Source organism: Rhizobium sp. N621 (genome assembly GCF_001664325.1).
GTDB lineage: Bacteria > Pseudomonadota > Alphaproteobacteria > Rhizobiales > Rhizobiaceae > Rhizobium > Rhizobium esperanzae.
This window is the reverse complement of record NZ_CP013495.1, coordinates 3,459,980-3,486,848: the sequence shown is the minus strand read 5'-3', so window position 1 is coordinate 3,486,848 and position 26,869 is coordinate 3,459,980. Positions and strand designations below refer to the sequence as shown.

The window sequence follows — 26,869 nt, the reverse complement described above, 5'->3', positions numbered from 1 at the left end:
TGCTAGAGCTTGGTGATATTGGCCATCATGACTGACAGCGTAAAGATCATGCCAAACATATCTCCGAACATGAACGGACCGCTGGTCGCGGTGCTTGCTTATGACGGGCTCTGCACGTTCGAATTCGGGATAGCCTACGAGGTCTTCGGCCTGCCGCGTCCCGAGATGGGCGAGAGGTGGTATCGCTTCACCGTCTGCGGCATCGAGCCGGGGCCGCTTCGCGCCGCCGGCGGATTGACGGTCGCGGTCGATAAGGGGCTGGAAGTGCTCGATGCGGCGGACCTGATCGTCGTGCCCGGCTGGCGGTCGATCGATGCGCCTGTGCCGGAATCGCTTGCCGCCGCTCTCAAGGCAGCGCATCAGCGCGGCGCGCGCATCATGTCGCTCTGTTCCGGCGTTGCGGTTCTCGCAGGCTCCGGACTGCTTGCCAGCCGCAGGGCGACAACGCATTGGCGCTATGTCGCCTCGATCGCGGCGCGTTATCCGGACATCACGCTCGACGCGGATGTGCTCTACATCGATGAGGGCAGCCTGCTCACAGCGGCCGGCAGCGCCGCCGGCATCGATCTCTGCCTGCATGTGGTGCGCGGCGATTTCGGCTCGGAGGCGGCAAACAGCGTCGCCCGCCGCCTCATCGTGCCGCCGCACCGCGAAGGCGGGCAGGCGCAGTTCATCGGCGCGCCGGTTCCGGAGGAACGTGAGGGCATACGCCTCAGCCCGCTGATCGACTGGATGCGCGCAAGCCTTGCCGAGGAGCAGCCGATCAGCCTGCTCGCCAAAAGGGCCGGCATGAGCATACGCACTTTCCAGCGCCGCTTCGAAGCGACGACAGGTCTCAGTGTCGGCCAATGGCTGCTGAAGGAGCGGCTGCGCCATGCGCGCGACCTTCTCGAAAGAGAGCTTGCCGTATCGCTCGACGACATCGCGATATCAAGCGGCTTCGGCACGCTGGCGACGATGCGCCACCACTTCCGCAAGCGGCTGGGCACGAGCCCGAATGCCTATCGGAAGTCATTCGGCGGCTGAAACGCGTCGTACCGACATAGGGTGCAACTTTTCAACGAGTTCGAGATTGCCGAAAGCCGTCGGTTGGCAAAACCAAGCCGGCCTGAGAGCTTCACTTACATTCTATCGCGAAGGTTTCGTACGGCTTGAGCTCAACAGTTTCGCCGATCATGTGCACCGGTTCGTAATTGCAGATGAGGCATTCTCCGTTGATGGCGAGCTCCGTCGGCAAACTCAGCGAAATGTCCCTGGGTGTGAAGTTGGCGACCACGATGATCCAGCTCCTGTCGAGCGTGCGGGTATAAACGAATACATCGGGGTGTTGGTCGAGCCAGGATCTGTACTCGCCATAGATGATGACAGGGTGGGATTTCCGCAGAGCGATCAGCTTGCGATAGTGGTTCCAGATCGACTTTTCGTCCTTGATGGCGGCTTCGGCATTGACCTTAGAATAGTTGGGGTTGACCTCGATCCAGGGCACGCCTGTGGAAAAGCCGCCGTGGGGGGCGGCACTCCATTGCATCGGCGTGCGGGCGTTATCGCGACCGTTCTCGTTTGCTCCGCGGATGAATTCCTCCGGTGAAAGGCCGGCCTCCACGTGCAGCCTGTGCATGTTGATGGTTTCGATATCGCGATACTGTTCGATGGAGGTGAAGGGGACGTTCGTCATGCCGATCTCCTCGCCCTGATAGACGAAAGGCGTGCCTTTCAGGAGATGCAACACGGTCGCCAGCATCTTCGCCGACTCGACGTGATAGCCGCTGACATTGCCGTAGCGCGAGACCGCGCGCGGCAAATCGTGATTGCCCCAGAAGAGCGAATTCCACCCATCTTCGGATAAAGCAAGCTGCCACTTGCTGAGCACGGTCTTGAGATTCACGAGGTCGAACGGCTTCGGGCGCCATTTCCCATAAACCGCGTCCCATTGCTGGGTGACGTGCTCGAACTGGAAGATCATCGACAGTTCCCGGCGTTCACGCCCGGAATAGAGCAGCGCTGCGCCGGGTGTGGCGCTCCAGGCTTCGCCGACCGTCAGGATATCGCGGTTGCCGAAGGTCTTGGCATTCATCTCCTGCAGATAATCGTGGAGATGCGGCCCGTCCTTGACGAGCTCCCGGTCCGCTTGCTTACCGATGTAGTCGATGACATCCATGCGGAAGCCGGCAATGCCGCGCTCGAGCCACCAGTTCATCATGTCATAGATTTCCGCCCGGACCTTCTCGTTCTCCCAATTGAGGTCCGGCTGGCGGCGGGAAAACATGTGCAGGTAATATTCGCCTGTGGCGGGATCGAGCGTCCAGGCCGGCCCGCCGAAGGAGGATTTTAACCTGTTCGGCGGTCCTCCGTCCGGGGCGGGCTTGCGCCAGATGTAGAAGTCGCGAAACGCGTTGTCCGGCCCCTGACGGGATTGAAGAAACCATGGATGCTCGTCGGACGTATGGTTGACGACGAGGTCGAGCATGATGCCGATCCCTCGGTCTTTCGCCTCGGCCACCAACTGGTCGAAATCTGCGAGCGTGCCGAACTCGGGGGCGATGTCCCGATAGTCCGATATGTCGTAACCGTTGTCGTCCATCGGCGACTTGTAGATCGGCGACAGCCAGATGATGTCGATCCCGAGTTTCTTCACATAATCGAGCTTGGAGGTGATGCCCGGAATATCGCCTATGCCATCTCCGTTGCAATCGCAGAAGCTGCGCGGATAGACCTGGTAGACAGTTGCCGTATGCCACCATTTCGGTTGGAGAGGTGATCGCACGGGACCTCCCAGCGGTGTCGTGGACTGATCCATTGGAAGCTTTCCTACTTGTTTGGGATCTTGGGAGAACACCGGTGATGCCTGCGGGTTCCACCGGGCCGGACTTCATCCGGCTTCCCGTCGCCTCGGTGGAGCTGGCGCAACTCAAGGAACCCCCTCCTTCCGGAACCGTTAGAAGGTGTGCAACAGAGATTAACGGGAGGCCGTCGCGGTGCCGAACCGAAGCAGTAGCTGGTATGAGGAGGCGGGGATCTACAGCATCGATGTCAAGAAATTCGCAGCGAATTCATCGAAATCTACGGACGTGAGGTGCTGCCCGCTTTCAGGGCCGGCGCGACGGCTGCTGCACCCGATCTCTCAATCCGGGGGAACTTGAAGGGCAGGCCAGGGATCGACTGATGGGGACTTCAAATGCAGCTGATCTCGCACTCGCCGCACCAGTTGCCTGTCCAAAGGAGGTATCATGTTCAAGAAATACGCCTACGCCTGGATCACCGTCGGCTTCTTTCTATTTTCGCTCACCGGCCACTGGTTATTTGGTTGGTTTGCTTTTGTCGGCGAGCAGCAGAGCCACGGTCAAGCCCCTGATCTCAATGCCTACCTCATGGAGATGGGCAGAGACACCTTTGAAAATTGGCAGTCCGAATTCCTGCAATTGCTCTGGCAGGTCGTCGGTCTTGCCTACTTTCTCTACATCGGATCTCCGTCTTCGAAGGAAAACGATGACCGCGCGGAAGCGAAACTGGACGCTCTGATCCGATTAAATGCCGGAGAGAACGCTGAAGCGATCATCGCCGAAATTGATAAGCACTTCATGAGAACCGGTGGACATGCGGGACCATACGCCCACGACCTGGAAACGCGCAGGGGGCCCGAGAGGATCGGCGGCGCCACCTGAGCTGGCCCATGAAGCGGAGCTGCCGATAGGCGCCGCTTCAGGGACGGCTATGCGGCGCGGTTTTCTGAGTCAGAGGCCGGAGTCTTCGGCCCGCGAAATGCCGGCTTGCCAGCCCTTCACGGGTACTCCTGAGGCGTTTTGCCGGTTTCCGACTTTTGCGGGGGCGAGAACCAAAGCGATATCGCCGTTCAATATCCAACGCTTCCGGAAATCATAGGGCCGGCGTCCGCTGCCACCATATGAGGGATCTTCACTTGACCACGAGAGACGCCATTGATGACCCTGTGGGGAAGCAAAAAGCGGATCCGCCAGACTGTCGATGACGAGATCATTGCCGAAGTTGATCAGCAATAATCTCTCCTCAGACGGTTTTTCCGCGAAGAACCTGAGGAGAAAGGCGGTGCTGGACAAGATACTGCCGTCCAATTGGCCGTCACGGGCGCAGGCTTGGCGGGAAAATGCCTTATCTGTCTGACGCAAATTCAGGAGGTCGCGATGAAGCCGAACGACTGCTGCGTTCCTCTCCCATTCGGCCCAATCAAGCTTCACCTTGTCGAACGTCGCGCGGGCACATGGATCTGCCATGTGCCTGATGAGTTGTTTATCCCGCAGGTTCGGGAATTGACTGATAAAATCGCGCCGTCCCTGCCGTACGATGTCGGCGAATTCTCCGTTGTGATCGGCGAAATAATAGAACGGAGAAGAGGAACCAAACTCCTGCCCCTGAAAGAGCATGGGCGTCTGCGGCCCCAGCAGCTGGAGCGCCGTCAGGGCTCGAAGGCGAGCCGGCGATGTTATGTGGCCGATCCTGGCTCCTGTGCCGGAGTTGGCGACCTGATCGTGATTTTGGAGAAAGTGTACGAAATTCCACGGCTTGAGATCGAGCCCCGCAGTGCCCCGTGGTTTGTCCTGCCAATCATATCTTTGTCCCTGAAACAGGCAGCCATATTTGGCGGCGGAAACGAACTCCTGAGCCGTACCGCGATGATCATGATAATAGGCTTCATTGCGGCCAGTCAGCGCCACTGTCGCGGAGCGGTGGAAATCCTCATTCCACAAGGCGTCCAGCCCATGCCCTCCCACCTCAGCCGGCCGCACCATACTGGTTTGTTGCGGCTCATTTTCGCTGACGAGATAGATTTGACGCTGTCTCGCTGCTGCGCGAGCTTCCCTGGCGATAACCGTGACGATGTGTTCGCGGCTTGAGTCGAACAAGGCCTGCGTTGCATCGATGCGCAATCCATCAAAGTGAAATTCGTCGATCCAATAGGCCGCGTTCTTTGCGACATATTCGCGAACGCCACGGCTGTTCGGACCATCGAAGTTGATCGACTTGCCCCACTCGTTCGAGTAGCGCTCGGTAAAATAGTCTGGCGTGAATTCGCAAAAACGCTCGCCTTTACCGAAGTGATTGTAGACGACGTCGAGGACCACCCCGATGCCGATCCGGTGGGCTTCGTCGACGAAGGCGCGCACATCATCCGGTGGTCCATAGAGCCGGGTCGGAGCATAGAGCAACGTGCCGTCGTAACCCCAGCCGAACTCGCCTTCAAACTCGTTGATCGGCATTACTTCGAGGCAGTTGATGCCAATCGACCGAAGTTTTGCCAGCTTCTCCCGGGCTGCCGCAAAGGTGCCCTCCCTTGTGAAGGTGCCGATGTGCATCTCATAGAGAGCGGCTCCGAAGGGGGACATTCCTTGCCAATGGTGATCGCGCCACTGATACCGCGTCGGATCCACGACGACTGATGGCCCCGATGGACCCTCCGGCTGAAAACGCGAGGCAGGATCGGCAAGAAGATCACCTGCGTCCTCAAAGTGAAACCGGTATCGCGTCCCTGCAGCCAGGTCGGGCAGATAGAGGCAGAAGTAGCCGCCGTCCTCCGCCGTCATCTCGTATTCGGAATTTTCCTCGATGACGAGGAAACAGCGCTCTCTGGCAGGGGCCCATAGCCGGAACGAAACGCCGCCGGCATCAACCTCCGCTCCGATCGGGAGGCGTCGGCTCCAACGGGGGGGTGCCGGTCTCGATTTTTCGCTGCTTGAGTGGTCGTGCATGGCTCTCTCGCGGAGATCGCCTGCGCTAACTTCGGCAGCCTCATGATGTTCCCGCTTCAGGGTCGTCCATCAAGCCGGAAATCCGGATTTGCAATCTAGCGTTACGCCGCGGACGCGCTGGTCCGCGGCGTTGCGAAGCCGTCACTCCGCCGCCTGGCGGGCCATCGGATTATTCGGGTGGGTCGTCCAGTTGGCATAGTTCGGATCGACGACGCGGCCGGTGCGCTTGTCGATGGTGCCAGCGGCAAGCGGTTCCATGGTGATGCAGTTCTCGACCGGGCAGACGTTGACGCAGAGATTGCAGCCGACGCATTCCTCTTCGATCACCTCGAAATGGCGCAGGCCATTGACGACGTTGGTGATTGCCTGGTGCGAGGTGTCTTCGCAGGCGATGTGGCAGCGGCCGCATTTGATGCAGGCATCCTGGTCGATCTTCGCCTTGGCGACGTAGTTGAGGTTCAGATACTGCCAGTCGGTGACGTTGGGCACTGCGCGGCCGGTGATGTCGTCGAGATTGCGATGGCCCTTTTCGTCCATCCAGTCGGAGAGCCCCGTTATCATCTCCTGCACGATCTTGAATCCATAGGTCATCGCCGCCGTGCAGACCTGGACGTTGCCGGCGCCGAGAACGAGGAATTCGGCTGCGTCCCGCCAGGTGGTGATGCCGCCGATACCGGAGATCGGCAGGCCGTAGGTCTCGGGATCACGAGCGATCTCGGCGACCATGTTGAGAGCGATCGGCTTGACCGCCGGGCCGCAATAGCCGCCATGGCTGCCCTTGCCGCCGACCGTCGGGTTGGGGGCGAAGTTGTCGAGATCGACCGACACGATCGAGTTGATCGTGTTGATCAGCGAGACGGCATCGGTGCCGCCGGCCTTGGCGGCGCGGGCAGGGCGGCGGATGTCGGTGATGTTGGGCGTCAGCTTGGTGATGACGGGCATGCGGGTGTACTGCTTGCACCAGCGAACCACCATTTCGATATATTCCGGGACCTGGCCGACGGCGGAGCCCATGCCGCGCTCCGACATGCCGTGCGGACAGCCGAAATTGAGTTCGATGCCGTCGGCGCCGGTCTCTTCGACGAGAGGCAGGATCGACTTCCAGGCCTGTTCCTCGCAGGGCACCATGATCGAGGCGATCAGCGCCCGATCCGGCCAGTTCATCTTCACCTGCTTCATTTCGCGCAGGTTGGTGTAGAGGTCACGGTCGGTGATGAGCTCGATATTGTTGAGGCCCAGCAGGCGGCGGTCGGCGCCGAAGATCGCGCCGTAGCGCGGACCGTTGACATTGACGACGGGCGGGCCTTCCTCGCCGAGCGTCTTCCAGACCACACCGCCCCAGCCGGCCTTGAAGGCGCGCTCGACGTTATAGGCCTTATCGGTCGGCGGCGCGGATGCCAGCCAGAATGGGTTCGGGGATTTGATGCCGACGAAGTTGTTGCGGAGATCAGCCATTGTTCATTCTCCCCTTCAAGCAACCGCGACAGCCGGAGCGGCTGTTGCAGAGAGGGCGCGATGGATGGATTCAGCCGCGTCGCGGCCATGGGCGACGGCGGAAACCGTGAGGTCCTTGCCGCCGAAGACGCAGTCGCCGCCGGCCCAGACGCCGTCGAGCGAGGTGCGGCCTTCGACGTCGACCGCGATGCGGCCGGACTCCATGCGCAGCGAACCAAGGCCCGCGGCATCAAAGGTCTGGCCGATCGCCTTGAAGATCTGGTCGGCGGCGATGACGCCGGTTTCGCCGGTGCCGACGAGGCGGCCGTCGACAAGCTTGGTGTACTCAACTTCGATCGCGGCGACCTTGCCGTCCTGAGCGAGGATCGATTTCGGCGCCAGCCAGTGGCGGATGATGACGCCCTTGGAGCTTGCGAGATCCTGCTCGAATTCGGAGGCGTTCATATGCTCCTTGCCGCGGCGGTAGCAGATCGTCACTTCCTCGGCGCCGAGCAGCTTTGCCTGCACGGCAGCGTCGATCGCCGTCATGCCGCCGCCGAGCACGACGACGCGGCGGCCGATCGCGATTTCGCTTTTGTCTTCAGCCTGGCGGAGCGCTGCGATGAAATCGACGGCGTCGTCGACGCCGGCTAGATTTTCGCCCTCGATACGCAGCGCATTGACGCCGGCAAGGCCGATACCGAGGAAGACGGCATCATATTGCGCCTGCAGGTCGGCGAGCGAGAAATCGCGGCCAAGGAGGGCGCCGTGGCGGACGTCGATGCCGCCGACCGAGATGATGTAATCGACTTCCTGCTGGGCGAAATCGTCCACCGTCTTATAGGTGGCGATGCCGTATTCGTTGAGGCCGCCGGATTTTTCCCTGCCGTCGTAAATCGTGACGGAATGACCCTTCACGGCGAGACGATGGGCGGCAGCAAGACCTGCCGGGCCGGCGCCGACGACGGCGATCCTTTTGCCGCTCGCCTCGGCTCGGACATAGAACTGCTTGCCGACCTGCATGGCGGCATCGGTCGCATAACGCTGCAGGCGGCCGATTTCGACGGGCCGTTCCTCGGCCGTGTTGCGCACGCAGGCCTGTTCGCACAGCTCTTCGGTAGGACAGACGCGGGCGCACATGCCGCCGAGAATGTTCTGGTCGAAAATCGTCTTCGCCGAGCCGAGCGGATTGCCGGTCGAAATCTGCCGGATGAACAGCGGAATGTCGATCGATGTCGGACAGGCCGTCATGCACGGCGCGTCATAACAGAAATAGCAGCGATCGGCGGCGACCAGCGCCTCGTGATTGTCGAGGCGCGGATGAAGATCGGAAAAATTAGCTTCATACTCGGCGGGCGAAAGCCGGCCGGCATGAATCCCAGTTTCCAGTCGTTCCATTGAAGTTCCCTCATTATTGGTAAACGGCCTGTGAGGGAAAGCGTAACTCAGGTTTAAAAATTTATCAAACGGTAAAATTTTGACGGACCGCTCTTTCGAGTGTCCGCGCAAGTCACTGTTTTCGCGTGAGAAATTTTTTCGCCCTGGGTCCGCGAAATATTTGCGCGTTCGGCCCAGAAAGCGCCTCCGAAAAAAGATTCAAAAAACTGGAATTTTTTTAGGATCGCAGGGAACCAAACTTGGACGTCGTCGTTATTGCGGTATCCGGATGGTGATCGCATCGACCCAACATGCGCGCCCCCAACCCACTATCCGGACGTACTCACGGTCCCCTCCCGGTGAGTGAAGACAGCCGGTGCGCCGCCCTCGCACCGGCTGTTTTTCGTTATCGGCGGTGTCGGGCTTCACACACGCTTGAAGATTTCGAATTCGGTTTCCGGAATAGTCAGACGATATTCGATGCGGCCGGGCACAAGGCTCAACTCCGCTTTGCCGTTGACAGACGAGGGAACGACACGCTCCAGCACGGTGCGGCCGAAGCTGTTGTCGCTGAACTCATGGACTTCCGACTGGTCCTGCAGCACTTCGGCCCAGGCGATCTCGATCGCCTTTCTGTCGTTGATCATCGATTCGCGGCAGTTCAACGTGATTGAGGCGGCACCGCCTGATATTGCCCCGTAGGAAGCGGAGTTGACAATGAGCTCGTGCAGGGCGAGGCCGAGATGCACGGCGGCATTCGGGGTCAGATGGGCATTGATGCCGTAGATTGGCATGGAGCCTGATGTCTCCGGCCAGTAGGGAGCGAACTGTTTTTCGGCGAGCTCGAAGAGATAGGCGCCCCGCCAGCTCGAATCCGTGACGAGGTCCTGGGAATTGGAAAGCGATTGCAGCCTGCCGCGGAACTTGAGGAGGAAGCTGTCGAGCGAGAGCGTGTTGCGCGCTGTTTGCGTCGCAATGCCCTGAATGATGGCGAGAAGGTTCTTCGAACGGTGCGAGAGCTCACGCAGCAGCGATTTCAGCACTTTTTCACGATGCCGGCTTTCAGTGACCTCCGTCATTACGGATAGAAGTCCAAGCGTGCCGCGGTCGCCCGTGCGCTGGATCTTCAATTCATATGTGCGCATTTCGCCGTCGACATCGATCTCGACCTCGGCATTGTTGGGAATGCCAGTCTCCAGCACCTTGCGTTTCAGTACCGTCAGATATTGCCCGTGGACGTCACCGAAAAGAGTGGCATCACTGCCGCCGGGCATAAAAAGCGCTGCGAAATGCGGCGGCAGATTTTCGGCGTAGAAGATTGAAAGCCGGGCGTCCTGGCAGAGGATCGAAATCCCGGCGCTGCCGAGCGCCCGCTCCATCATTGCGGCTTTGCCTTCGAAGGTGAAAGGCGTGCCCGACAATGGTTCAGTCGTATTCACTCGGCCGCCTTTCCCTGTGACATCTCGGAGCGTCGCTGAACGGAACGCCCCGCCAGAAACCGCCTGCCAACTCTAGAATAAAGCGCTGCAAAAACCGTTAAAGTCATCGGGGCGCCCCGGTAGCACCGGAACGCCTGTCTCGGCGGTTTGGTTCCGAGAATCGGAAAATTGCGTCTCAGGCGGCTACTTTGGTCGATTCATTGAAGAAAAGCGCTTGACTGATCAGGGCTTTGACCATGTCGGGATTGAACGGTTTGGTGACAAGGAAAGTGGGTTCGGGGCGTTCGCCCGTCAAAAGCCGTTCCGGGAATGCGGTGATGAAGATCACCGGTACGCTCGACGTCTTCAGGATGTCGTTGACCGCGTCTATGCCGGAACTGCCGTCGGCAAGCTGGATGTCGGCGAGCACCATGCTCGGCTTCGTCTTGTTGTAGAGCGCGACGGCTTCGGCATGCGTGCGGGCAATGCCGGTGACGCGATGGCCGAGGCTTTCGACCATCTGCTCTATATCCATGGCGATCAGCGGTTCATCCTCGATAATCATGATGTCGGTTGCGACCTGACGGGAGATTTCCTGCGAGGCCTTGTCGAGCAACTTCATGACATCCTGTTCATCGAGTTCGAGAATTTCCGCAATTTCAGCAACGCGGAAATTCTCAACCGAGGCGAGTAGGAAGGCCTGACGGGCGCCCGGCGATACCTTGGACAGGTTGAGCGTGGCGCGCTGTTCCCATGCATAAGGCGAGGTCGGCTCTGGAATCTGGATCGCAGTGGAACCAAACAGTTGCGTGAACAGTTTGTAAAGCGCGACCCGGTCATTTGGCGTATCCGGGAAGATAGACAGGTCGGCTATAATTGCTTCGAGAACGGCGGCGACGTAAGCGTCACCTGAAGTCTGGGTGCCGGTAAGGGCGCGGGAATAGCGACGCAGATAAGGAAGGTGCGGCGCAATTCGAGTAGAAAGTGTCATCAAGGGCTCCCGTATGCAGGCCGGTCGTAGGTTCAATGGGCGGTTAACGCTGCCTTGGTAAAAAAGTTCCGGAACGGCAGGAACTTTTTTTGTCGCGCCGCATTATTCCACCCGACAAAAGAAAGGGCGTAGCATTTTGACCCATGCTGCGGCAAATACCAGCGACATCGATAGTGGAACGGTCGGTGTCGGTGGGGGACTTCGTGATTTGCACGCCTCTCGAACGGCTAACGGTGAGAAGACGAGTTGATGACTACACGTAATAAAGAGGCGGCGGATCAGCGGAAGCTGGAGCTGCGGGCAAGCGATATTCTGGACCCGAACAATCAGATCGGCGTCAAGCTGCGGTCGCTCTATGCCGCGGCACAGGAAGAGGCGATCCCCGATCGTTTTCTCGATCTTCTCGAAAAGCTCGACCATGCTGAAATGATGGCTTCTGCCAAGATCGCCGAATAGGATCGTCGCATGGAAGAGAAACTGCAACCCAGCTTCAAGCGGGAATTGCTGGCGGCCCTCCCTAGCCTTCGCGCTTTTGCCATTTCGCTGATCGGACGGCACGATCGCGCCGACGATCTCGTCCAGGACACCATCATGAAGGCCTGGGCAAAGCAGGACCATTTCGAGATGGGCACCAATATGAAGGCCTGGCTCTTCACAATCCTGCGCAACGAACTCTACAGCCAGATGCGCAAGAGCGGTCGCGAGGTGCAGGACAGCGACGGGCTGTTCACGGAATCGATGGCCATGCATCCCTCGCAGTATGGCGCGCTCGATCTGCAGGATTTCAAGAAGGCGCTCGATCAGTTGCCGCCGGACCAGCGCGAGGCGATCATCCTCGTCGGCGCCTCGGGATTTTCGTACGAAGAGGCGGCCGAAATCTGCGGCTGCGCTGTCGGCACCATCAAAAGCCGCGTTAACCGCGCGCGGCAGCGCCTGCAGGAACTGCTGCAAATTTCAGGCGAGGCCGATTTCGGCCCGGATGCGACCTCGGCGCCGTTGACGTCGAAGGCCTTTGCGTTCTGAGAGGTGTACGTGGAGCCGATCTGCTCTTCGGAGCGCCGGCTTCTGCCTCGGTGGGGCCGGGGGAATGGGCGCATTCGCGTAAAGGTTGCTTGAGGCGCCGCCTCTCCACCCTATTCCTGTGACAAGCACAGGAATAGGGTGGTTAGCATGGTGCCGCCATCAGTAACCGGCCGCCCACGCTTTGTCGTTATCCCTTAATCCTCCCGCTTCGAACCCATAAGGTTGGCCGCGACGATGGCGGCCAGGACGCCGGCGGTGAGCAGCGGTTGGGCGCGGACGAGGCCGATGCCGACCGTCGCCAGAGATTCCAGCGCCGCACGGCGATCGCGGGCGCGGCGTGCCTCGCGGGCGTTGATGATCGACATCACCACCAGCACGATGATTGCGATCAGCAGCGCGCCGACGGCCAGGAAGAGGACGGCGGCAAGCGGACCGTAGATGCCGGCGAGCCAAATGGCGCCCGCGGCCACCGCCAGCGCATAGGCTGTGAGGAGGAAGAGCGCGGCAAGCGCGATGAAGATGCTGTTGCGTTTGACGCGCGCAACGGTCCGATGCACGCTTGCGCCCGTCAGCAGGCTGAGGATCGAGAGCATCGCGCTTCCTCAGCGACGAGCGAGGAAGGCGATGGCCAAGCCCAAAGCGGCAGCGGCGCCGATAGTTGCCAGCGGATGATTGCGCACCGTCTCGCGCATTTCAGTCGCGCCGCGCTCATAACCGTGCTGCAACTCGCGCAGCAGATCCTCGCTGCGGCCGAGCAGTTCCTCAAAGCCAGCGCTTGCCTGGCTGCGAAGCTTCTCGCTCTGATGGCGTGAGTTCTTGCCGACGAGGCGCGTGAGTTCGGCGAGCTCGTCGCGCAATGCCTCGATCTGTTCTTCGATGCCGGATTCAAGATGGTGGAAGGTGCCGTTGCGGCGGCTGCGGCCGGACTGGAAGATAGAATAGCTCATGGCTGTCTCCGTTGGCTGGGCGCGCGCAAGCCCGCCTGTTTCGCACGAGGGTCACCACCGTCCGTTGCATGAATGATGTCGCCCGGCATTGACCCAGATCATTGCCGACAACGTGTTGAAGGGGCAAAAGTTCCGCCTGCGCAGGCTCAGGCACGGGAGAGGGCGCTGTGGGCGAGCACGAAAGCCGTGCCGTCGGCCGGGATTTGGCAGCGGCGACGAGGGCTGCCTCTGAGATCTTCAGCTGGGCGGCGAGGTCGCGCTCGCGCATCTTCGGATTCTCGGCGCGAAACGCGCGGATTTCGGCTGACGCCAGTGTTGTCTGCTTGGTCATGTCTTACCCTACTTATTGAGAATGAGCTTGCACTAACGGGTGATCTTCAGGCGATAGTGCAAGCCGCCGTGTCTGATCATGATCTCGTTCGTGCCGCGGAAAAGATCCGCGCTTTCGACGATCCGTGCTGCGCCGCAGGCTCGCTCTGCAGCGGCGCGTGCTTAAAGTTATCTGGCTTTTCAACCATCATTTCGGTTTGGCAATTCCGTGGGGCCGGGGATCAGGGCTCCCCGGTTGTGATGACAATTATGTTGACTTTACTACTCATAGTTTTCTAAAGACAAAATAGGAGACTAATACAGTCAAGTTTTTGAGATTGCTGATTTGAGGCCGCCTCGAGGCGGTTCGGGACAATAGCGGAGAAGATGATGACGGTGAGGTTTGCGGCTGTAGCGGCTGGCATGATGATGGCGGTTTCAAGCGTAGCCCAAGCGCAGGATGCGGCAGGCGCCAAGCTGGATGTCGAACTCAACGCTCTGGCGCCATCGCAAAAGGGCTGCTTGATGACCTTCGTTGCTGAGAACAATCTTCAGGCGCCGATCAACAAGATGTCCTTCGAGCTTGCCTTCTTCAACGACAAGAATGCCGTCGACCGCATCACCGTTCTCGACTTCCGCGATCTGCCGCAGGGCAAGAAGCGCGTGCGCCAGTTCGACATGCCGAATGTCAAATGCGAGAGCGTGACTCGCGTCCTCATCAACGACACGCCGGTCTGCGACGGGCCGGCGGCCGGCGAATGCATGAAGGGTCTCGTCACCCGCTCGCAGATCTCCGTTCCCTTCGAGGGGTGAGAACACGCCGGGGATGAACCCCGGCGGACATGTTTCCGGCTGTCCGAGGCGTAAAGAATGGCGATTTCAGCAAAATCCAGATCGGGGCACGTGCTCATCGGAGAGGAGAGCGCCGACCGCAGCCTGAACGACAACATGCCCGGCATGCACCCTGGCCACGAGCTTCCCGAACTGCGCAACGCGCAGCGGCAGGCGGCCGGCGAGACGGTGATCCACTACACGCGTTTTGCGCAGATCTCTTCCTTTCCCGACCATCCGGAAGCCGAACCGGCCGCTCCCGCTTCTGCGCCGCCGATGAATGCGGCGGTGGAGAAGCAGGAAGACGAGCAGAAGCCGGTGCGGCGCCGGGTGGCGCTGACGTGTGTCGGTTCGCTGATTTTCCATGTGGCGTTAGCCGCGGCGTTGCTCATTGCCTTTCAGAAGGTCCCGGAGAAGGCGGTCGAGGAAGCTGGTGAAGCCGTAAGTGTCGTCATGTTCGGCAACTCGGATGTCGATCAGACCGCTGCCGGCGAGACGGAGGTGACCGTACAGGAAGAGATCATCCCGGAGGCTGTCGAGCCGGATACGATTCAGCCAACCGAAACGGCAAGTCTCCAGCCGGAAGCCGTTCAACCAACCGAGGTTTCACCTGTCGAGACGCAGGATTCGGGCCAGCAGGTTCCGGCTCCAGAGGTGACGCGCGTCTCTCCGGGAGCCGTGGCAGCCGTCGAGCCGGAAGTTCTCGTTTCGGAAGTGCCCGCTGAAACTGCCGTTGCACAGCCGATGTCGACGGTTGTTCCGGAGCAGAAGCTTGACGAAATTCCTGCGGAAGTGCAGCCGTCCGAGGTGCTGCCTGTTGCCGCGGTCGAGCCCGAACAGTTGAAGCCGGTCGAGACGGCGGAGGTTCAGCCGGAGCCTGAAGGGGCGCAAGAGATCGTGACGCCGAAGCCAAAGCCAAAAATGGCTGTTCAGGAAAAACCGAAACAGGTTGAGAAGAAGCGGTCGCCGAAAAAGATCTCTGGCTCTCAGGGTGAGGCGCAACAGGATTCACTACGAGGTGTTACCGAGGGTAACCCGGCAGCTCAGTCGGATCGCAATTCACGCGGCGTTAGCAACAATGGTGGTGTCGGAAGTGCAGCTTCTGCCAATTACGACGGCAAGGTCCGCAGTCGCATTCGCCGTGCGATCAGAACACCGCGTGGTGTCGAGGGAACTGTGGTCGTGTCGTTTTCGGTGAATGGCAGCGGAGGCCTGACTTCCGTTCGCGTAATGAACGGATCTGGCGTTGCTGAAATCGATCAGCTTGCCGTCAATGCCATCCGGCGGGCGGCACCCTTCGGCCCAACACCTGATGGAAATGGAAGGATTTTCAACTCCTTTTCGATCGAGGTTCAATAATATGATAAAAACAATCAACTTTATACTTTACTCCAAAAATCAGGTTTAATAAGGTCCGTTCCGCGCACGCAGGAATCGTGTGACGATCAACGAGCGAACGGGTGGCATATGGCTCGCAAGGGCAAGAAGGGATCGAACCGGGAGGTCCGCGACAGTGCGGGCGAGGAGGTCAGCCAGGCATCCAACGGACGATCCAAACTGGGTGGCCGCAGTTTCCTCTATGTCGGCGGGCGTGACTGCCAGGTGGCGCATCTGCGCCAGATCGCGAGCAATTTCGGCGCCGAGCTCATTCATCACGATGGCGGCCTGCGCGAGGCGGTTTCCCGCATCGACACGTTGCTTCCCTCTGTCGACTGCGTGTTCTGCCCCATCGACTGTATCAGCCACGATGCCTGCCTGCGCGTGAAGACCGGCTGCAAGAAGTTCAGCAAGGCCTTCATCCCGCTTCGAAACGGCAGCAAGTCCAGCCTGGAACGTGCGCTGCAGACGATGAACGAACGAGACAATTCCCGATGAGCGACCAGCACCCCGACGGCTTCACCATGATCGGCCTGCACAAGCTCGCCGCACAGAGCGGTGACGGCCTCGTGCCCGAACTCTACGAACTGTTGCAGCAGCACACCGCGCGCCAGCAGATCTATCAGAATGTGACGCTGTTCCCGACCTGGGAGGCGCGCATGCCTGGGGAAGCGGCGACAAGACCGCTTGGCGCGGCGGCGGCAAACGGCAATAATATTCTCGCCTTTCCCTCGCCTGCGGTAAGGGCGGGCAAACGGAAAGCCTGAGGAGATTCCATGTATATCGCAACGAACCGCTTCAAGGTCATAACCGGGAGCGAGGGCGATTTCGAGACGGTCTGGCGCAATCGCGATTCCAGCCTGGCCGAAGTGCCCGGTTTCGTCGAATTCCGCCTGCTGCGCGGCAGGGTCAATGAAGAGGAGGGCTATACGCTCTATTCCTCGCATACGGTCTGGCAGAGCGAAGCGGATTTTCAGAACTGGACGAAGTCGGAGAACTTTCGCGCGGCGCACCGCAATGCCGGAGACCGCAAGGCGATGTACAAGGGGCCGCCGGTTTTTGAGGGTTTTAATGTGGTCGACGGGATTTAAGGCTTGGCCCTTACGGAATGCCGGTGCCGCCTCCTCCCTCTTCTCCCCTTTGGGGGCCGCTGGGGAGAAGGGGTGACTCTAAGCTCTGACCCGAAACACAGGACCCGCCGCCACAGCCAGCCAGCCGAGCATCATCGCCCAGCCGCCGGTCGGCGCGGCATAGGGGAAGAGGCCGGAACCGGAAAAGCGCAGCGTGACGAGATCGCCGGCAAAGAGCAGCGTTCCTACGATCATCAGAAAACCGGCCAGCCAGGCGGTTTTGAGCTTGGCGGTGCCGAGAGCCAAGGCCAGCAGGGCGGGGGCGTGGGCAAGGCACATGGCGGAGGCGGATGCTGCAAGGTTGGCTTCGCCGCCGCCATGGGCGGCAAGGGCGGCGAGCGCCACGCCGGCGACGCCGAACAGGCCGGCAAAGAGATGGAGCACCGGCTCCAGGCGCGCGTTCAGGCTCATGACTCTTCCTTGTTTTGCATGTGATGGGCGAGGCGTTCGACCGGCGCCCAGATGAGATCGCGCAGCGTCTGGCTCTCGATCGTCTCGTCGAGCGCGCGGCGGAAGCAGAGCAGCCATTCGTCGCGTTCGACAGGCCCGATCTCGGCGACGAAATGGCGGCTGCGCAGGCGCGGGTGGCCGCGCTTGTCGGTATAAAGCGGCGGGCCGCCGAGATAGCCGGTCATATATTCGTAGAATTTCTGTTCGCTGCCTTCGAGGCTCGGCGGGTGCACGGCACGCACGTTGCTTGCCTCCGGCAGCGTATCCATCAGCGCATAGAAGCGGTTGGTCAGCGCCCGCACGGCGGGATCGCCGCCGATCGCTTCGTATAGAGTGGTGACCTTCTCCGTCACGAAACCATCCCTGATATCATTCCATTCCCCGACCCTTCATGCACCTGATGGAAAACGATCGCAACTGTCATCAAGGTGCCGCGGCATTTCGCGCATAATGCCCGTGGGGCAGGGTTTTGCACCGAATTAACTTGACAAAACCGTCTGGACGGTATCTTTGTTTTGCATGTCAAGCGCTCATCATCGCAAGAAACAACCGGCTCTCGTGCGCCAGGAATTGCTGGAGGTCGCAGCGCGTCTTGCCGCCAGCGAAGGCATGGCGGCCGTGACACTCGATGCGGTCTCCGCCGCCTCCAGTGTCAGCAAGGGCGGATTGCTGCATCACTTCCCGACGAAGAATGCGCTGCTCGACGCGCTTTTCGAGAGCCTGCTCGAAAGGTTCGATGCGGATATCGAGGAGCTGATGCGGGGCGATCCCGTGCCGCAGGGGCGCTTCACCCGGGCCTATCTCAGGGCGGTGTCCGGTCTCAAGGATCGCCCGGACGATTCCAGGAGCTGGACGCAGGTGACGATCGCACTTCTCGCCGAACCCAGGCTGCGCCTTCGTTGGCGCGAATGGGTGCAGGCGCGGGCTGAAGAATATATAGGCACCGACTCCTCGCTCGATGCACAGATCGTGCGGTTCGCCGCCGACGGGCTGTGGTTCGCCGACACGTTGGAGAGCCACGACATCAGCAGTGCTCTGAGGCGGAATCTCATAAGCCGTCTTGTCGAGCTCACGGGAAAGTAATCCGAAAAGGAATTCGTCATGAGCCAGGCCGCCATCTACGGGTTGCTCTTTGCAGCCATCGTGCTCGAAGTCATCGGCACTACGGCGCTGCAATTGTCGCAGCAGTTTACCCGCATCGGGCCGACGGCGCTTGTCGTCGCCTGTTATGCGGCGGCCTTCTATTGCCTATCCTTGACGCTGAAAAGCATTCCCGTCGGTATCGCCTATGCGATTTGGAGCGCTTTGGGAATTGTGCTGATTTCTTCGGTCGGCCTGATCTTTTTCAAGCAGCGCCTCGACCTGCCGGCCATCGTCGGCCTCGGACTGATCATATCGGGCGTCATCGTCGTCAATCTGTTCTCAAAATCCGTTTCTTATTGATTTCATTGTTATATCTCGGGGGTTCCTCCGGAGTCTCACGAGAGAAAATTTCCCCTTTGTCAAACTCCTGACAAAGGGCTATGTGTTGCTCGGACGTTGTGGAGATCGAGGCGCACCCGGCGCCCCTTTCCAAAGCGCTTTGAATTCTGCCTTTCCGCCTGACGACCCTTCCAGCTTCCAGAGGAGCACAGCATGGCCATACGCACCGTCGTGTGGGGAGAGAACATCCACGAGAATACCAATGCGGTCGTCCGGGGCATCTACCCCGAAGGCATGCATACGACGATCGCCAATGCGCTGAATACCGATCCCGGCATTTCGGCGACGACGGCAACGCTGCAGGAGCCGGAACATGGGCTGAGCGAGGCCCGGCTTGCCGAAACCGATGTGCTGACCTGGTGGGGCCACAAGGATCACGGCGCGGTGTCAGACGTCGTCGTCGAGCGCGTCGCCAAGCGCGTCTGGGAAGGCATGGGCCTTCTCGTCTTACATTCCGGCCATTTCTCGAAGATTTTCAAGCGGCTGATGGGCACGCCCTGCGCGCTGAAATGGCGCGAGGCGGGCGAACGCGAGCGGCTGTGGACGATCAACCCGCGCCATCCGATCGCCGCCGGCATCGGCGAGCATTTCGAGCTTGAGAACGAGGAAATGTATGGCGAGCAGTTCTCGGTGCCGGAGCCGCTGGAAACGGTGTTCATCTCCTGGTTCCAGGGCGGGGAAGTGTTCCGCTCGGGCCTGACCTGGCGCCGCGGCGCCGGCAACATCTTCTATTTCCGCCCGGGCCATGAGACCTATCCGACCTATCACGACGCTACGGTGCAGAAGGTGCTGATCAACGGCGTCAAGTGGGCCTATAACCCCGAGGGCGCGTTGACTGCCATTACCGACGCTCCAAATGTGCCGGTAGAGAAGGCGCTGGAGCCGATCGTCGAGCGCGGCCCGAAACTGCACCAGGCCGGCGAAGCCGGTTACCGCTGAGGAGCATTCATGCGACTACTCGTTCTTGGCACGGGCGTGATGGCGAAAAACCAGCTCACCCACTTCAGCAAAATCGACGGGGTGACGGTGGTTGGGGCCGTCGACACCGATCCCGACCGGCTTTCCGCCTTTGCCGACAAGTTCAATATCGAAAAGCGGTTTCATTCATTGGATGAGGCGATCGCCTGGGGCGAGTTCGATGCGGCGACGAACATCACACCCGATCGCATCCATCACCCGACCACCATGGCGCTGATTGCGGCCGGCAAACATGTGCTCTGCGAGAAGCCGTTGGCGGAAAACTATCCGAAGGCGCTGGAGATGACGGAAGCGGCCGAAAAGGCCGGTGTCATCAACATGGTCAACCTCACCTATCGCAACGTCGCGCCGCTTCAGCGCGCCCGCGAGATGGTGCTCGCCGGCGAACTCGGCACGATCAAGCATGTGGAGGCCTCCTATCTCCAGAGCTGGCTCGTCTCGCGCGCCTGGGGCGACTGGCGTACCGAATCGACCTGGCTGTGGCGGCTTTCCACCGGCCACGGCTCGAACGGGGTGCTCGGCGATGTCGGCATCCACATCCTCGATTTCGCCGCCTATGGCGCCGCGACCGACATCGACCATGTCTTTGCGCGGCTGAAGACCTTCAACAAGGCGCCCGGCGGTCAGATCGGCGAATATATGCTCGACGCCAATGACAGTTTCACCATGTCGGTCGATTTCGCCAACGGCGCGCTCGGCGTCATCCATGCCAGCCGCTGGGCGACGGGCCACCTGAACGAGCTGAAGCTGCGCATCTATGGCGAGAAGGGCAGCCTCGAGGTCATTCATCGCCCCGGCGGTTCCGAATTGCGCGGGTGCCTCGGCGAGGATGCCGAGACCGCCACCTGGAGGGAGATCGAGGTGACGCCGGTGCCGACCAACTACCAGCGGTTCGCCGAGGCCGTAGCAAGCGGTATCCAGCCCGACCCGAACTTCCGCCACGCCGCCAACCTGCAGAAGGTGCTCGACCTTGCCATGACGACCGAGCGCGAGCGGCGCGAGCTGAAGGTCTGATACCTGTTGGGATATGGAAGCCGCCGATCAGACGGCGGTTTGCCGTGCTATGGCGCGCCGTTGGTGCAAACGTAGAAAAAGGGCCCCACCGAAGCGGGGCCCGAGGTAGTCGAGCCGCAGCAGGCGGTCTCGACCGCTTGATTACTCGATGACCTGCACGACGCGATGCGTGCGGGGTTCAACGATCACACGACGGTCGTTGACGACCGTATAGGCATATTTCGGGTTGTCAGGCACTGGCGTCACGACGACATCAGCCGGAAGCGGCTTGCCGACGACGATCGGCTGCTCGACGACCACGCGGGAGGTCGGGGCCGGCTGCTGCTGAACGTAGGTGACGACCTCACGCGGCGGCGGATCAACCACGGCGCCGGCAACACCGCCGGCTATGCCGCCCACGGCAGCGCCTACGGGGCCACCGACGATCGCGCCGGTGATGGCACCGCCAGCAGCGCCGGTCACGGCTCCGTCAGCCAGAGCGTTGGTGGCAAGCGACGACAGCGCAAGGGCGCTGGAGACAAGTAGAATCTTGTACATTTTGCTTCTCCTTTGCTGGGGTTGCGTTTGGGTAACGACGATGCCAAATCGAGGTTCCAGCAGCAAAGAGTCACGCTTTGGGAGGCCGGTTTACATTCTGTGAGACGGCCGCAGCATGTGTGGGACCGGGATTATTCCAGGCGCCGGCGGAAGAGCCAAGCGGCGGCGCTGAGCGTCACCGTGGCGATTAGCGCCAGCGGGATGGTCTGGTTCACCACCTCGCTCAACGGGATATCCTTGAGGAAAACGCCTTTGACGATCACCAGGAAATAGCGCAGCGGATTGACGTAGGTTATCGGCTGCAGCCAGCCCGGCATGTTTTCGATCGGGGTCGCGAAGCCCGAGAGCAGCATGGCAGGGACCATGAACAGAAAGGCGCCGAGGATCGCCTGCTGCTGCGTCATCGACAGGGCGGAGATGAAAAGACCGAGGCCGGCAACAGAACCGAGATAAAAGATCGCGCTGCCGTAAAGCAGGAAGAGCGAGCCGCGCAGCGGCACCTCGAAGAGGAAGACGGCGGCGAGAATATAGACGGTTATGTGAAAGAGGCCGATCATCATCGGCGGGATGAGCTTGCCGATCAGGATCTCGTGCAGGCGCAACGGCGAGACCATCAGCTGATCGAAGGTGCCGAGCTCGCGCTCGCGGGCGATCGACAGCGCCGTGACGATCAGGCCGATGAGGAGCGCGATGCTGGCGATCAGGTTCGGCACCATGAACCATTGATAGGTGAGGTTCGGGTTGAACCAGTTGCGCGGCACGGATGAGACGATACTGGCGCCGGCGCGTTTGCCGGCCGGCGTATCGGCAGCAAGCGCCGCGCCGATCTGCAAGAGGTAGCCCGCAACGATCTGCGAGGCGTTGGAGCGGCGGCCGTCGAGCACCACCTGCAGGTCGGTCGGCGTCCCTGCTTCGATATTGCGGGAGAAATCCGGGCCGATTTCGACCGCGGCGATGACCGTCTGATTGTCGATCGCCACCTGGACCTGCGCCTGTTCGGCGGCGATCTCGATATTGCGGAAGGTCGGCGAGCCATCGATGCGCTCGATCAGCTCCTGGCCCCAATGGCCGCTGTCGCGGTTGAGGATCATGACGTCGACATTGCGCACTTCGAGCGTCGCCGCATAGGAAAAGACGAGGAGCTGGACGATCGGCGGGCCGATCAGGATGGCGCGGCCCTTGGGGTCGCGCAGCACGGCGAGCAATTCCTTGACGATGAGGGCGTAGAGCCTGGTCCATCCCATCTCAGCCGATCCTCTTTCTGGTGCTGCGTGCGGCGAGCACGAACATGACGCCGCCGATCGTCAGCATGACCGAGATTGCTCGACCGAACATTGGCCAGATGTCGCCGGCGAGAAACACCGTCTGCAGGCTGGGGATCAGGTAGCGGGCCGGCACGATGAAGGTGATCCACTGGATGATCTTGGGCATGGAGTTGATCTCGAACAGGAAGCCCGAGAGCAGAAAGGCCGGCAGGAAGGCGGAGATCAGTGCCAGCTGCGAGGCGAGAAACTGGTTCTTGGTTGCCGTCGAGATCAACAGGCCTTGCCCGAGCGCCGGGATCAGGAAGGCGGCCGACAGGGCATAAAGGCCGGCGACGGAGCCGCGGAACGGCACGCCGAAGAGAAAGACCGCAAGCAGTACACAGAGCGTCATCGAGGTGAGGCCGAGTAGAAAATAGGGCAGGATCTTGCCGGCAAGCAGCTCGACGGCCGTCACCGGCGTCGCCATCATTGCTTCCATCGTCCCGCGCTCCCATTCGCGGGCGACGACGAGCGAGGTCAGCAATGTGCCGACCAGTGTCATTACGATGGCGATCGAGCCCGGCACGAGGAAGTTGCGACTGGTCAGCTCCGGATTGAACCAGAAGCGCTGCTCGACCGCGATGGCGGGGCTATGGGAGGCGACGCCCGCCTGTCTCTGCTGTTCCCAGTTGGCAATGGCGCCTTGCGCGTAGTTTTGTACAAAATTCGCCGTGTTCGGATCGGAGCCGTCGACAATCACCTGGACCTCCGGGCGGTTGCCGGCGGTGTTGCGGGTGGTGAAATCGGCCGGAATGACGACGATGCCACGCACCTTTCCGATCACGAGATCTTCCTCGAACAGGCGGCGGTCACGGCCGATCACCACGTCGAAATAGCGCGAGGCGCGGAAGCTGGCCGCGAGGTCCTGGGTCAGCGGCGTCATCTCCTCGGTCACGAGGCCGATGCGGGTGCGCGTTGTATCCAGCGAGACGCCGTAGCCGAAGAGGAAGAGCAGGATCAGCGGCAACACGAAGGCGATGAGGATGCTGCTCGGGTCGCGGATCGCCTGGAAGCTTTCCTTGCGCACCAGAGCTGCAAGACGCCGGAGCCGGCCGGAGGAAATCCTCATGCTGCATCCTCCGCTTCCGATTGCTGCACCAGCGCGATGAAGGCGTCCTCCATCGTCGGGTCCGGCGCATCCTTTGTCGCGACACGTGCCTTCAACTCATCGGGAGAACCGAGCGCGATCGAACGGCCGCGGTAGATCAGCGAAATGCGGTCGCAATATTCCGCCTCGTCCATGAAATGGGTGGTGACGAGCACGGTGACACCCTTTTCGACCAAGCCGTTGATATGCGTCCAGAACTCGCGGCGAGTGATCGGATCGACGCCGGAGGTCGGTTCATCGAGGAAGAGGGCGCGCGGTTCGTGCATGACGGCGCAGGCAAGCGCCAGGCGTTGCTTGAGCCCGAGCGGCAGATCCTTGGCGGGTTCGTGGGCGTGGCGGCCGAAATCGAATATATCGGCCATCAGCTCTATGCGCTCGCGCCTTCGCTGCCCGCGAAGGCCATAGACGCCGGCGAAGAATTCCAGGTTCTGCATGACTGTAAGATCGCCGTAGAGCGAGAATTTCTGCGCCATATAGCCGAGCTGATTGCGTGCTTCGGCAGCGTCGCGGCGAAGATCGAAACCGGCGACGCGGCCTTCGCCGCCGGTCGGTTTCAACAGGCCGCAGAGCATCTTGAAGGTGGTGGACTTGCCGGCGCCGTTTGGCCCAAGCAGGCCGAAGATCTCGCCGCGGCGGATATCGAAGCTGATGTCGTCGGCGGCGGTGAAATCGCCGAAGCGCTTGGTCAGACCCCTGGCCTCGATCACCGGGCGGTCGCCCTCGGCTTTCAGCGGCTCTTGCGCTTCGGCGAGCCGGGAGCGGCCGCCGGGGCCGCCGCCGAGCATATCGACGAAGGCGTCCTCGAAACGCGGTGGGGCAGGGGAAAGCGATGCGCCATTGCCGGCCTTGCCGATATCGGGCGTCTTGCCACTGGCCGCGACGAGGCGGATCGCCTCGCCCTGGATCACGCCGTCGATGACCCCATCGGCCTGCAGGAGTTCGGCGAGAACCTGCCGGCGGCGGCCAGTCACATTGGGGACCCGGAAGACGCGGTCGCTGACGCGCTCGGTCATTTCATTCGGTTTTCCCGAGAAGAGCAGTTTTCCCTGGCTCAAGAGCAGCACGTGGTCGCAGGCTTCGGCCTCGTCGAGATAGGCGGTCGACCAGACCACGCCGATGCCTTCCCTGGTCAGGTTCTCGACCATCTTCCAGAGGTCGCGGCGCGAGATCGGATCGACGCCGACGCCCGGTTCGTCGAGCAGCAGCAGACGCGGCTTTTTTAGAAGCGCGCAGGCAAGGCCGAGCTTCTGTTTCATGCCGCCGGAGAGCTTTCCGGCGAGCCTGCCGGTGAAGCGCTTGAGGTCGGTGAAGGTCAGCAGCTCGTCGAAGGCGCCGGTGCGTTCGCTCCTCGGCAGGCCGCGCAAATCGGCATAGAGGTCGAGGTTTTCCTGCACCGAGAGATCCTCATAAAGACCGAAGCGCTGCGGCATGTAGCCGATCGCCGTCTGAATGCCGGCGGCATTCTTTCTGGTGTCGAAGCCCAGAACTTCCATCGTTCCGGTGTCGGGCAGCATCAGGCCGGTCATCAGCCGGATCAGCGTCGTCTTGCCGGCACCGTCGGGGCCAACGAGGCCGGTGATCGCGCCGCCGCCGATGACGCCGGAGACGGCGTTAAGGGCTGCAGGCGCACCGCCGAAGCGTTTGGTGACGCCGTCGATCCGAACGAGCGGCCTGGCGTCCCGACCGGGTTCGGGGGCAGTCATTGTCCGCCTGCCGGCGGCGCGGACAGCCGCACGGTGACCGGCATGCCCTGCCGCAGGTCGGGGCCGGGTCTGTCGATGACGATCCTCAGGCGATAGACGAGATCCGTCCTCAGTTCAGGCGTTTCCACCGACTTCGGCGTGAATTCGGCGACCGGCGAGATGAAGCCGATGGTGCCTTCATAGGGCTTGTCGGGCGCAGTATCGGAGGCGACGGATACTTTCATGCCGGGGTGGATGCGGCCGAGATCGGGCTCGGCGACATAGCTGCGCACCCAGACCGGCTCTGTCAGGGAGAGCACGAAGACGGTATCGGCCGGCGAGACGATCGCGCCGTTCTCCCGCACCCGCGAGAGGATGACGCCATCGTTCGGAGCACGCAGTTCGGTGTCTGCGAGCGAGGTTCGGGCTGAGGCGAGTGTGGCCTCGGCGGCCTTCAGCTGGGCGTCGGCGGCGGCGATATCCTCGACGCGCGAGCCTTCCTGCAGCAGCTTCAGTGCCTCGCTGGCCGATTGCGAGCGGGCGGCGGCCATCGCCTTTGCGGCGGTCGCCTGGTCGAGGTTCGCTTCGGAAATCGTGCCCTGCGGGCGAAGCTGGCGGGCGCGGTCGTAAGCGAGGTTGGCATTCTGCAGATCCGCCAGGCTTTCGTCGTAGGCAGCTCGCGCCTGGGCGATCTCGGTCGGCCGCGGACCAGCCTTCAGCTTGTCGAGCGTCGCGCGTAGGGCCGCGGCATTGGCCTCGCCGGAGCGGACGGCGAATTCATAGGGCGCAGCGTCGAGCTTCGCCAGGACCGTGCCGCTCTTGACGACATCGCCCTCGTCGACGCGCAGTTCGGAGAGGCGGCCGCTGACGCGGAAGCCGAGCGAGACCTGACGGATATCGACATTACCGTAAAGAACGAATTCGCGCCGCGCCTCGGGCAGCCAGCCGAACCGCTCGGGCAGGCCGTACCACCAGGCGGCGGCACCTGCCGCAAGGAGGAGAAGGATCGCGATAGGAAGGATGCGTTTCATGCTGCGCCTCCTTTCGGCGGGCCGATGACATCGACCAGTTCGGCAGCAAGGCCCCGCAAGATTTCCACCTGTTCCGGGCCGAAGGCGTCCCATTCCATCTGGGCGAGTACGGCAGCATGGGCGAAGCGGAAGATGAGGATGCTGCCGACGAGGTTGAAAGTGCGCAGGCGCACATGTTCGGACGCCGGATCTTCGCCAAGAATGGCGCCGACCAGGCGCCGACCCATTTCGATCATCGGCCTCATGATGCCCCGATAGACCCGCTTGAAAGCCTCTGTCGGCTCCATCTGCTCGCGGATGAGGAAGCGGGCCCAGGGTTCCGATTCCTTGGCGACGAAGAGCGTCACCATGGTCTGGAGAACTTCGGTCAGGAAGAGGCGGGCGTCGGCTTCACCGAGCGGCTCGCCGGCTGCGTCGAGCGCCATCAGATGCGCGCTGATGCGCGCCCTCATGCCGCTGACATGTGCATCGATCCTCATCATCAGATATTCGGCGGTGGCGATGTAGAGGCCTTCCTTGCTGCCGAAATAATAGGGGATCGCCTGCAGGTTGACGCCGGCGGCTTCGGTCAGCTGGCGTGTCGAGGCGCCATCGAACCCGTAGCGCCCGAACACGTCGAGCGCGGCGCTCAGCATCTTCTGGCGCGTGATCTCGGCACGGGCTGAAGCCGGCTGATTTGGAATGTCGCGTTCTCGGATCATGATATTTTATAGCGCCGTTAATGAA

General features: G+C 61.2%; 29 protein-coding genes and 2 pseudogenes. 13 read left to right on the top strand and 18 right to left on the bottom strand.

The window, feature by feature from the left end; translation table 11 throughout:
- The first annotated feature begins 27 nt into the window (after positions 1-27).
- Positions 28-1,026, top strand: coding sequence for a transcriptional regulator FtrA (gene ftrA, locus AMK00_RS16890; protein WP_064811153.1), 999 nt, complete (start codon positions 28-30; stop codon positions 1,024-1,026).
- Positions 1,027-1,117: 91 nt separating this feature from the next.
- On the opposite strand, the gene AMK00_RS16885 is transcribed toward ftrA, so the two are convergent.
- Positions 1,118-2,797, bottom strand: coding sequence for a glycoside hydrolase family 13 protein (locus AMK00_RS16885; protein WP_064804482.1), 1,680 nt, complete (start codon positions 2,795-2,797; stop codon positions 1,118-1,120).
- Positions 2,798-3,227: 430 nt separating this feature from the next.
- Between AMK00_RS16885 and AMK00_RS16880 the strand changes: the two genes are divergently transcribed.
- On the top strand, positions 3,228-3,662 hold the full coding sequence (locus AMK00_RS16880) for a DUF6766 family protein (protein ID WP_064804480.1): 435 nt from the start codon (positions 3,228-3,230) through the stop codon (positions 3,660-3,662).
- A 69-nt stretch (positions 3,663-3,731) separates the two neighbouring features.
- Here AMK00_RS16880 and treZ read toward each other — a convergent pair whose 3' ends face one another.
- The 5 genes from treZ to AMK00_RS16855 all read right to left on the bottom strand — a co-directional run bounded on the left by treZ (position 3,732) and on the right by AMK00_RS16855 (position 10,940).
- Positions 3,732-5,720 (bottom strand): malto-oligosyltrehalose trehalohydrolase, encoded by a 1,989-nt coding sequence (gene treZ, locus AMK00_RS16875; RefSeq protein WP_064811152.1) that lies wholly within the window; start codon positions 5,718-5,720, stop codon positions 3,732-3,734.
- Between the two features lie 141 nt (positions 5,721-5,861).
- Positions 5,862-7,175, bottom strand: coding sequence for an NAD-dependent dihydropyrimidine dehydrogenase subunit PreA (preA, locus tag AMK00_RS16870; protein ID WP_064811151.1), 1,314 nt, complete (start codon positions 7,173-7,175; stop codon positions 5,862-5,864).
- A gap of 15 nt (positions 7,176-7,190) precedes the next feature.
- Positions 7,191-8,552, bottom strand: coding sequence for an NAD(P)-dependent oxidoreductase (locus tag AMK00_RS16865; protein WP_064811150.1), 1,362 nt, complete (start codon positions 8,550-8,552; stop codon positions 7,191-7,193).
- Between the two features lie 404 nt (positions 8,553-8,956).
- Entirely contained in the window at positions 8,957-9,952 is a 996-nt protein-coding gene (locus tag AMK00_RS16860; RefSeq protein WP_170965849.1) for a sensor histidine kinase, read from the bottom strand.
- Between the two features lie 193 nt (positions 9,953-10,145).
- The gene (locus tag AMK00_RS16855) at positions 10,146-10,940 is read right to left on the bottom strand and encodes a response regulator (protein WP_064804473.1); all 795 of its coding nucleotides are present in this window, start codon (positions 10,938-10,940) and stop codon (positions 10,146-10,148) included.
- Positions 10,941-11,189: 249 nt separating this feature from the next.
- Here AMK00_RS16855 and AMK00_RS16850 point away from each other — a divergent pair, with 249 nt between their 5' ends.
- Together AMK00_RS16850 and AMK00_RS16845 are read left to right on the top strand one after the other, a co-directional pair.
- Entirely contained in the window at positions 11,190-11,396 is a 207-nt protein-coding gene (locus AMK00_RS16850; RefSeq protein ID WP_064804471.1) for a NepR family anti-sigma factor, read from the top strand.
- A 9-nt stretch (positions 11,397-11,405) separates the two neighbouring features.
- Positions 11,406-11,963: an RNA polymerase sigma factor gene (locus AMK00_RS16845; RefSeq protein WP_011426507.1), complete on the top strand. Its 558-nt coding sequence runs from the start codon at positions 11,406-11,408 to the stop codon at positions 11,961-11,963.
- 194 nt (positions 11,964-12,157) lie between these two features.
- Here AMK00_RS16845 and AMK00_RS16840 read toward each other — a convergent pair whose 3' ends face one another.
- From AMK00_RS16840 to hemP, 4 genes and pseudogenes are all read right to left on the bottom strand, one after another.
- The gene (locus AMK00_RS16840) at positions 12,158-12,556 is read right to left on the bottom strand and encodes a hypothetical protein (RefSeq protein WP_064811149.1); all 399 of its coding nucleotides are present in this window, start codon (positions 12,554-12,556) and stop codon (positions 12,158-12,160) included.
- Positions 12,557-12,565: 9 nt separating this feature from the next.
- Positions 12,566-12,910 (bottom strand): glycine zipper domain-containing protein, encoded by a 345-nt coding sequence (locus tag AMK00_RS16835; RefSeq protein WP_064804467.1) that lies wholly within the window; start codon positions 12,908-12,910, stop codon positions 12,566-12,568.
- A 166-nt stretch (positions 12,911-13,076) separates the two neighbouring features.
- A pseudogene (locus AMK00_RS32045) lies at positions 13,077-13,241 on the bottom strand (hemin-degrading factor); the annotation flags it as partial.
- Between the two features lie 32 nt (positions 13,242-13,273).
- A pseudogene (hemP, locus tag AMK00_RS30935) lies at positions 13,274-13,431 on the bottom strand (hemin uptake protein HemP).
- Positions 13,432-13,609: 178 nt separating this feature from the next.
- On the opposite strand from hemP, the gene AMK00_RS16830 reads away from it, so the two are divergent.
- From AMK00_RS16830 to AMK00_RS16810, 5 genes are all read left to right on the top strand, one after another.
- Positions 13,610-14,032, top strand: a complete 423-nt coding sequence (locus AMK00_RS16830) for a hypothetical protein (protein ID WP_064811148.1) — start codon at positions 13,610-13,612, stop codon at positions 14,030-14,032.
- 57 nt (positions 14,033-14,089) lie between these two features.
- The gene (locus tag AMK00_RS16825; protein ID WP_064811147.1) at positions 14,090-15,409 is read left to right on the top strand and encodes an energy transducer TonB family protein; all 1,320 of its coding nucleotides are present in this window, start codon (positions 14,090-14,092) and stop codon (positions 15,407-15,409) included.
- A gap of 108 nt (positions 15,410-15,517) precedes the next feature.
- Positions 15,518-15,925, top strand: a complete 408-nt coding sequence (locus AMK00_RS16820; RefSeq protein ID WP_064811146.1) for a DUF2325 domain-containing protein — start codon at positions 15,518-15,520, stop codon at positions 15,923-15,925.
- Entirely contained in the window at positions 15,922-16,194 is a 273-nt protein-coding gene (locus AMK00_RS16815; protein ID WP_064811145.1) for a hypothetical protein, read from the top strand. Before AMK00_RS16820 ends, AMK00_RS16815 begins: the two co-directional genes overlap by 4 nt.
- Before the next feature lie 9 nt (positions 16,195-16,203).
- Complete coding sequence (locus AMK00_RS16810) at positions 16,204-16,518, top strand: antibiotic biosynthesis monooxygenase family protein (protein WP_064811144.1); 315 nt, start codon at positions 16,204-16,206, stop codon at positions 16,516-16,518.
- A gap of 78 nt (positions 16,519-16,596) precedes the next feature.
- Here the strand turns inward: AMK00_RS16810 and AMK00_RS16805 are convergent, their stop codons facing one another.
- Both AMK00_RS16805 and AMK00_RS16800 read right to left on the bottom strand, forming a co-directional pair.
- On the bottom strand, positions 16,597-16,968 hold the full coding sequence (locus AMK00_RS16805) for a DUF423 domain-containing protein (RefSeq protein ID WP_064811143.1): 372 nt from the start codon (positions 16,966-16,968) through the stop codon (positions 16,597-16,599).
- Positions 16,965-17,360 carry a group II truncated hemoglobin gene (locus tag AMK00_RS16800; protein ID WP_064811142.1) on the bottom strand — a complete coding sequence of 132 codons (396 nt, stop codon included), beginning with the start codon at positions 17,358-17,360 and terminating at the stop codon, positions 16,965-16,967. Before AMK00_RS16800 ends, AMK00_RS16805 begins: the two co-directional genes overlap by 4 nt.
- A 166-nt stretch (positions 17,361-17,526) precedes the next feature.
- On the opposite strand from AMK00_RS16800, the gene AMK00_RS16795 reads away from it, so the two are divergent.
- The 4 genes from AMK00_RS16795 to AMK00_RS16780 all read left to right on the top strand — a co-directional run bounded on the left by AMK00_RS16795 (position 17,527) and on the right by AMK00_RS16780 (position 20,481).
- Positions 17,527-18,090 carry a TetR/AcrR family transcriptional regulator gene (locus tag AMK00_RS16795; protein WP_064811141.1) on the top strand — a complete coding sequence of 188 codons (564 nt, stop codon included), beginning with the start codon at positions 17,527-17,529 and terminating at the stop codon, positions 18,088-18,090.
- 18 nt (positions 18,091-18,108) lie between these two features.
- A complete protein-coding gene (locus AMK00_RS16790) occupies positions 18,109-18,450 on the top strand; it encodes a DMT family transporter (RefSeq protein WP_064811140.1) in 342 nt (113 codons plus the stop codon).
- Positions 18,451-18,642: 192 nt separating this feature from the next.
- The gene (locus tag AMK00_RS16785) at positions 18,643-19,428 is read left to right on the top strand and encodes a ThuA domain-containing protein (protein WP_064811139.1); all 786 of its coding nucleotides are present in this window, start codon (positions 18,643-18,645) and stop codon (positions 19,426-19,428) included.
- 9 nt (positions 19,429-19,437) lie between these two features.
- Positions 19,438-20,481 carry a Gfo/Idh/MocA family protein gene (locus AMK00_RS16780; protein WP_064804452.1) on the top strand — a complete coding sequence of 348 codons (1,044 nt, stop codon included), beginning with the start codon at positions 19,438-19,440 and terminating at the stop codon, positions 20,479-20,481.
- Between the two features lie 141 nt (positions 20,482-20,622).
- Here the strand turns inward: AMK00_RS16780 and AMK00_RS16775 are convergent, their stop codons facing one another.
- The 6 genes from AMK00_RS16775 to AMK00_RS16750 form a co-directional block, all read right to left on the bottom strand.
- A complete protein-coding gene (locus AMK00_RS16775; RefSeq protein ID WP_064804450.1) occupies positions 20,623-21,018 on the bottom strand; it encodes a DUF1236 domain-containing protein in 396 nt (131 codons plus the stop codon).
- A gap of 131 nt (positions 21,019-21,149) precedes the next feature.
- On the bottom strand, positions 21,150-22,262 hold the full coding sequence (locus AMK00_RS16770; protein ID WP_064804448.1) for an ABC transporter permease: 1,113 nt from the start codon (positions 22,260-22,262) through the stop codon (positions 21,150-21,152).
- A 1-nt stretch (position 22,263) separates the two neighbouring features.
- Positions 22,264-23,391 carry an ABC transporter permease gene (locus AMK00_RS16765; protein WP_064804446.1) on the bottom strand — a complete coding sequence of 376 codons (1,128 nt, stop codon included), beginning with the start codon at positions 23,389-23,391 and terminating at the stop codon, positions 22,264-22,266.
- Positions 23,388-25,133: an ATP-binding cassette domain-containing protein gene (locus AMK00_RS16760; RefSeq protein ID WP_064811138.1), complete on the bottom strand. Its 1,746-nt coding sequence runs from the start codon at positions 25,131-25,133 to the stop codon at positions 23,388-23,390. Before AMK00_RS16760 ends, AMK00_RS16765 begins: the two co-directional genes overlap by 4 nt.
- Positions 25,130-26,143, bottom strand: a complete 1,014-nt coding sequence (hlyD, locus tag AMK00_RS16755; protein WP_064811137.1) for a secretion protein HlyD — start codon at positions 26,141-26,143, stop codon at positions 25,130-25,132. Before hlyD ends, AMK00_RS16760 begins: the two co-directional genes overlap by 4 nt.
- Entirely contained in the window at positions 26,140-26,844 is a 705-nt protein-coding gene (locus AMK00_RS16750) for a CerR family C-terminal domain-containing protein (protein WP_064811136.1), read from the bottom strand. The genes hlyD and AMK00_RS16750 overlap by 4 nt, the downstream gene beginning before the upstream one ends.
- Positions 26,845-26,869: the final 25 nt, after the last annotated feature.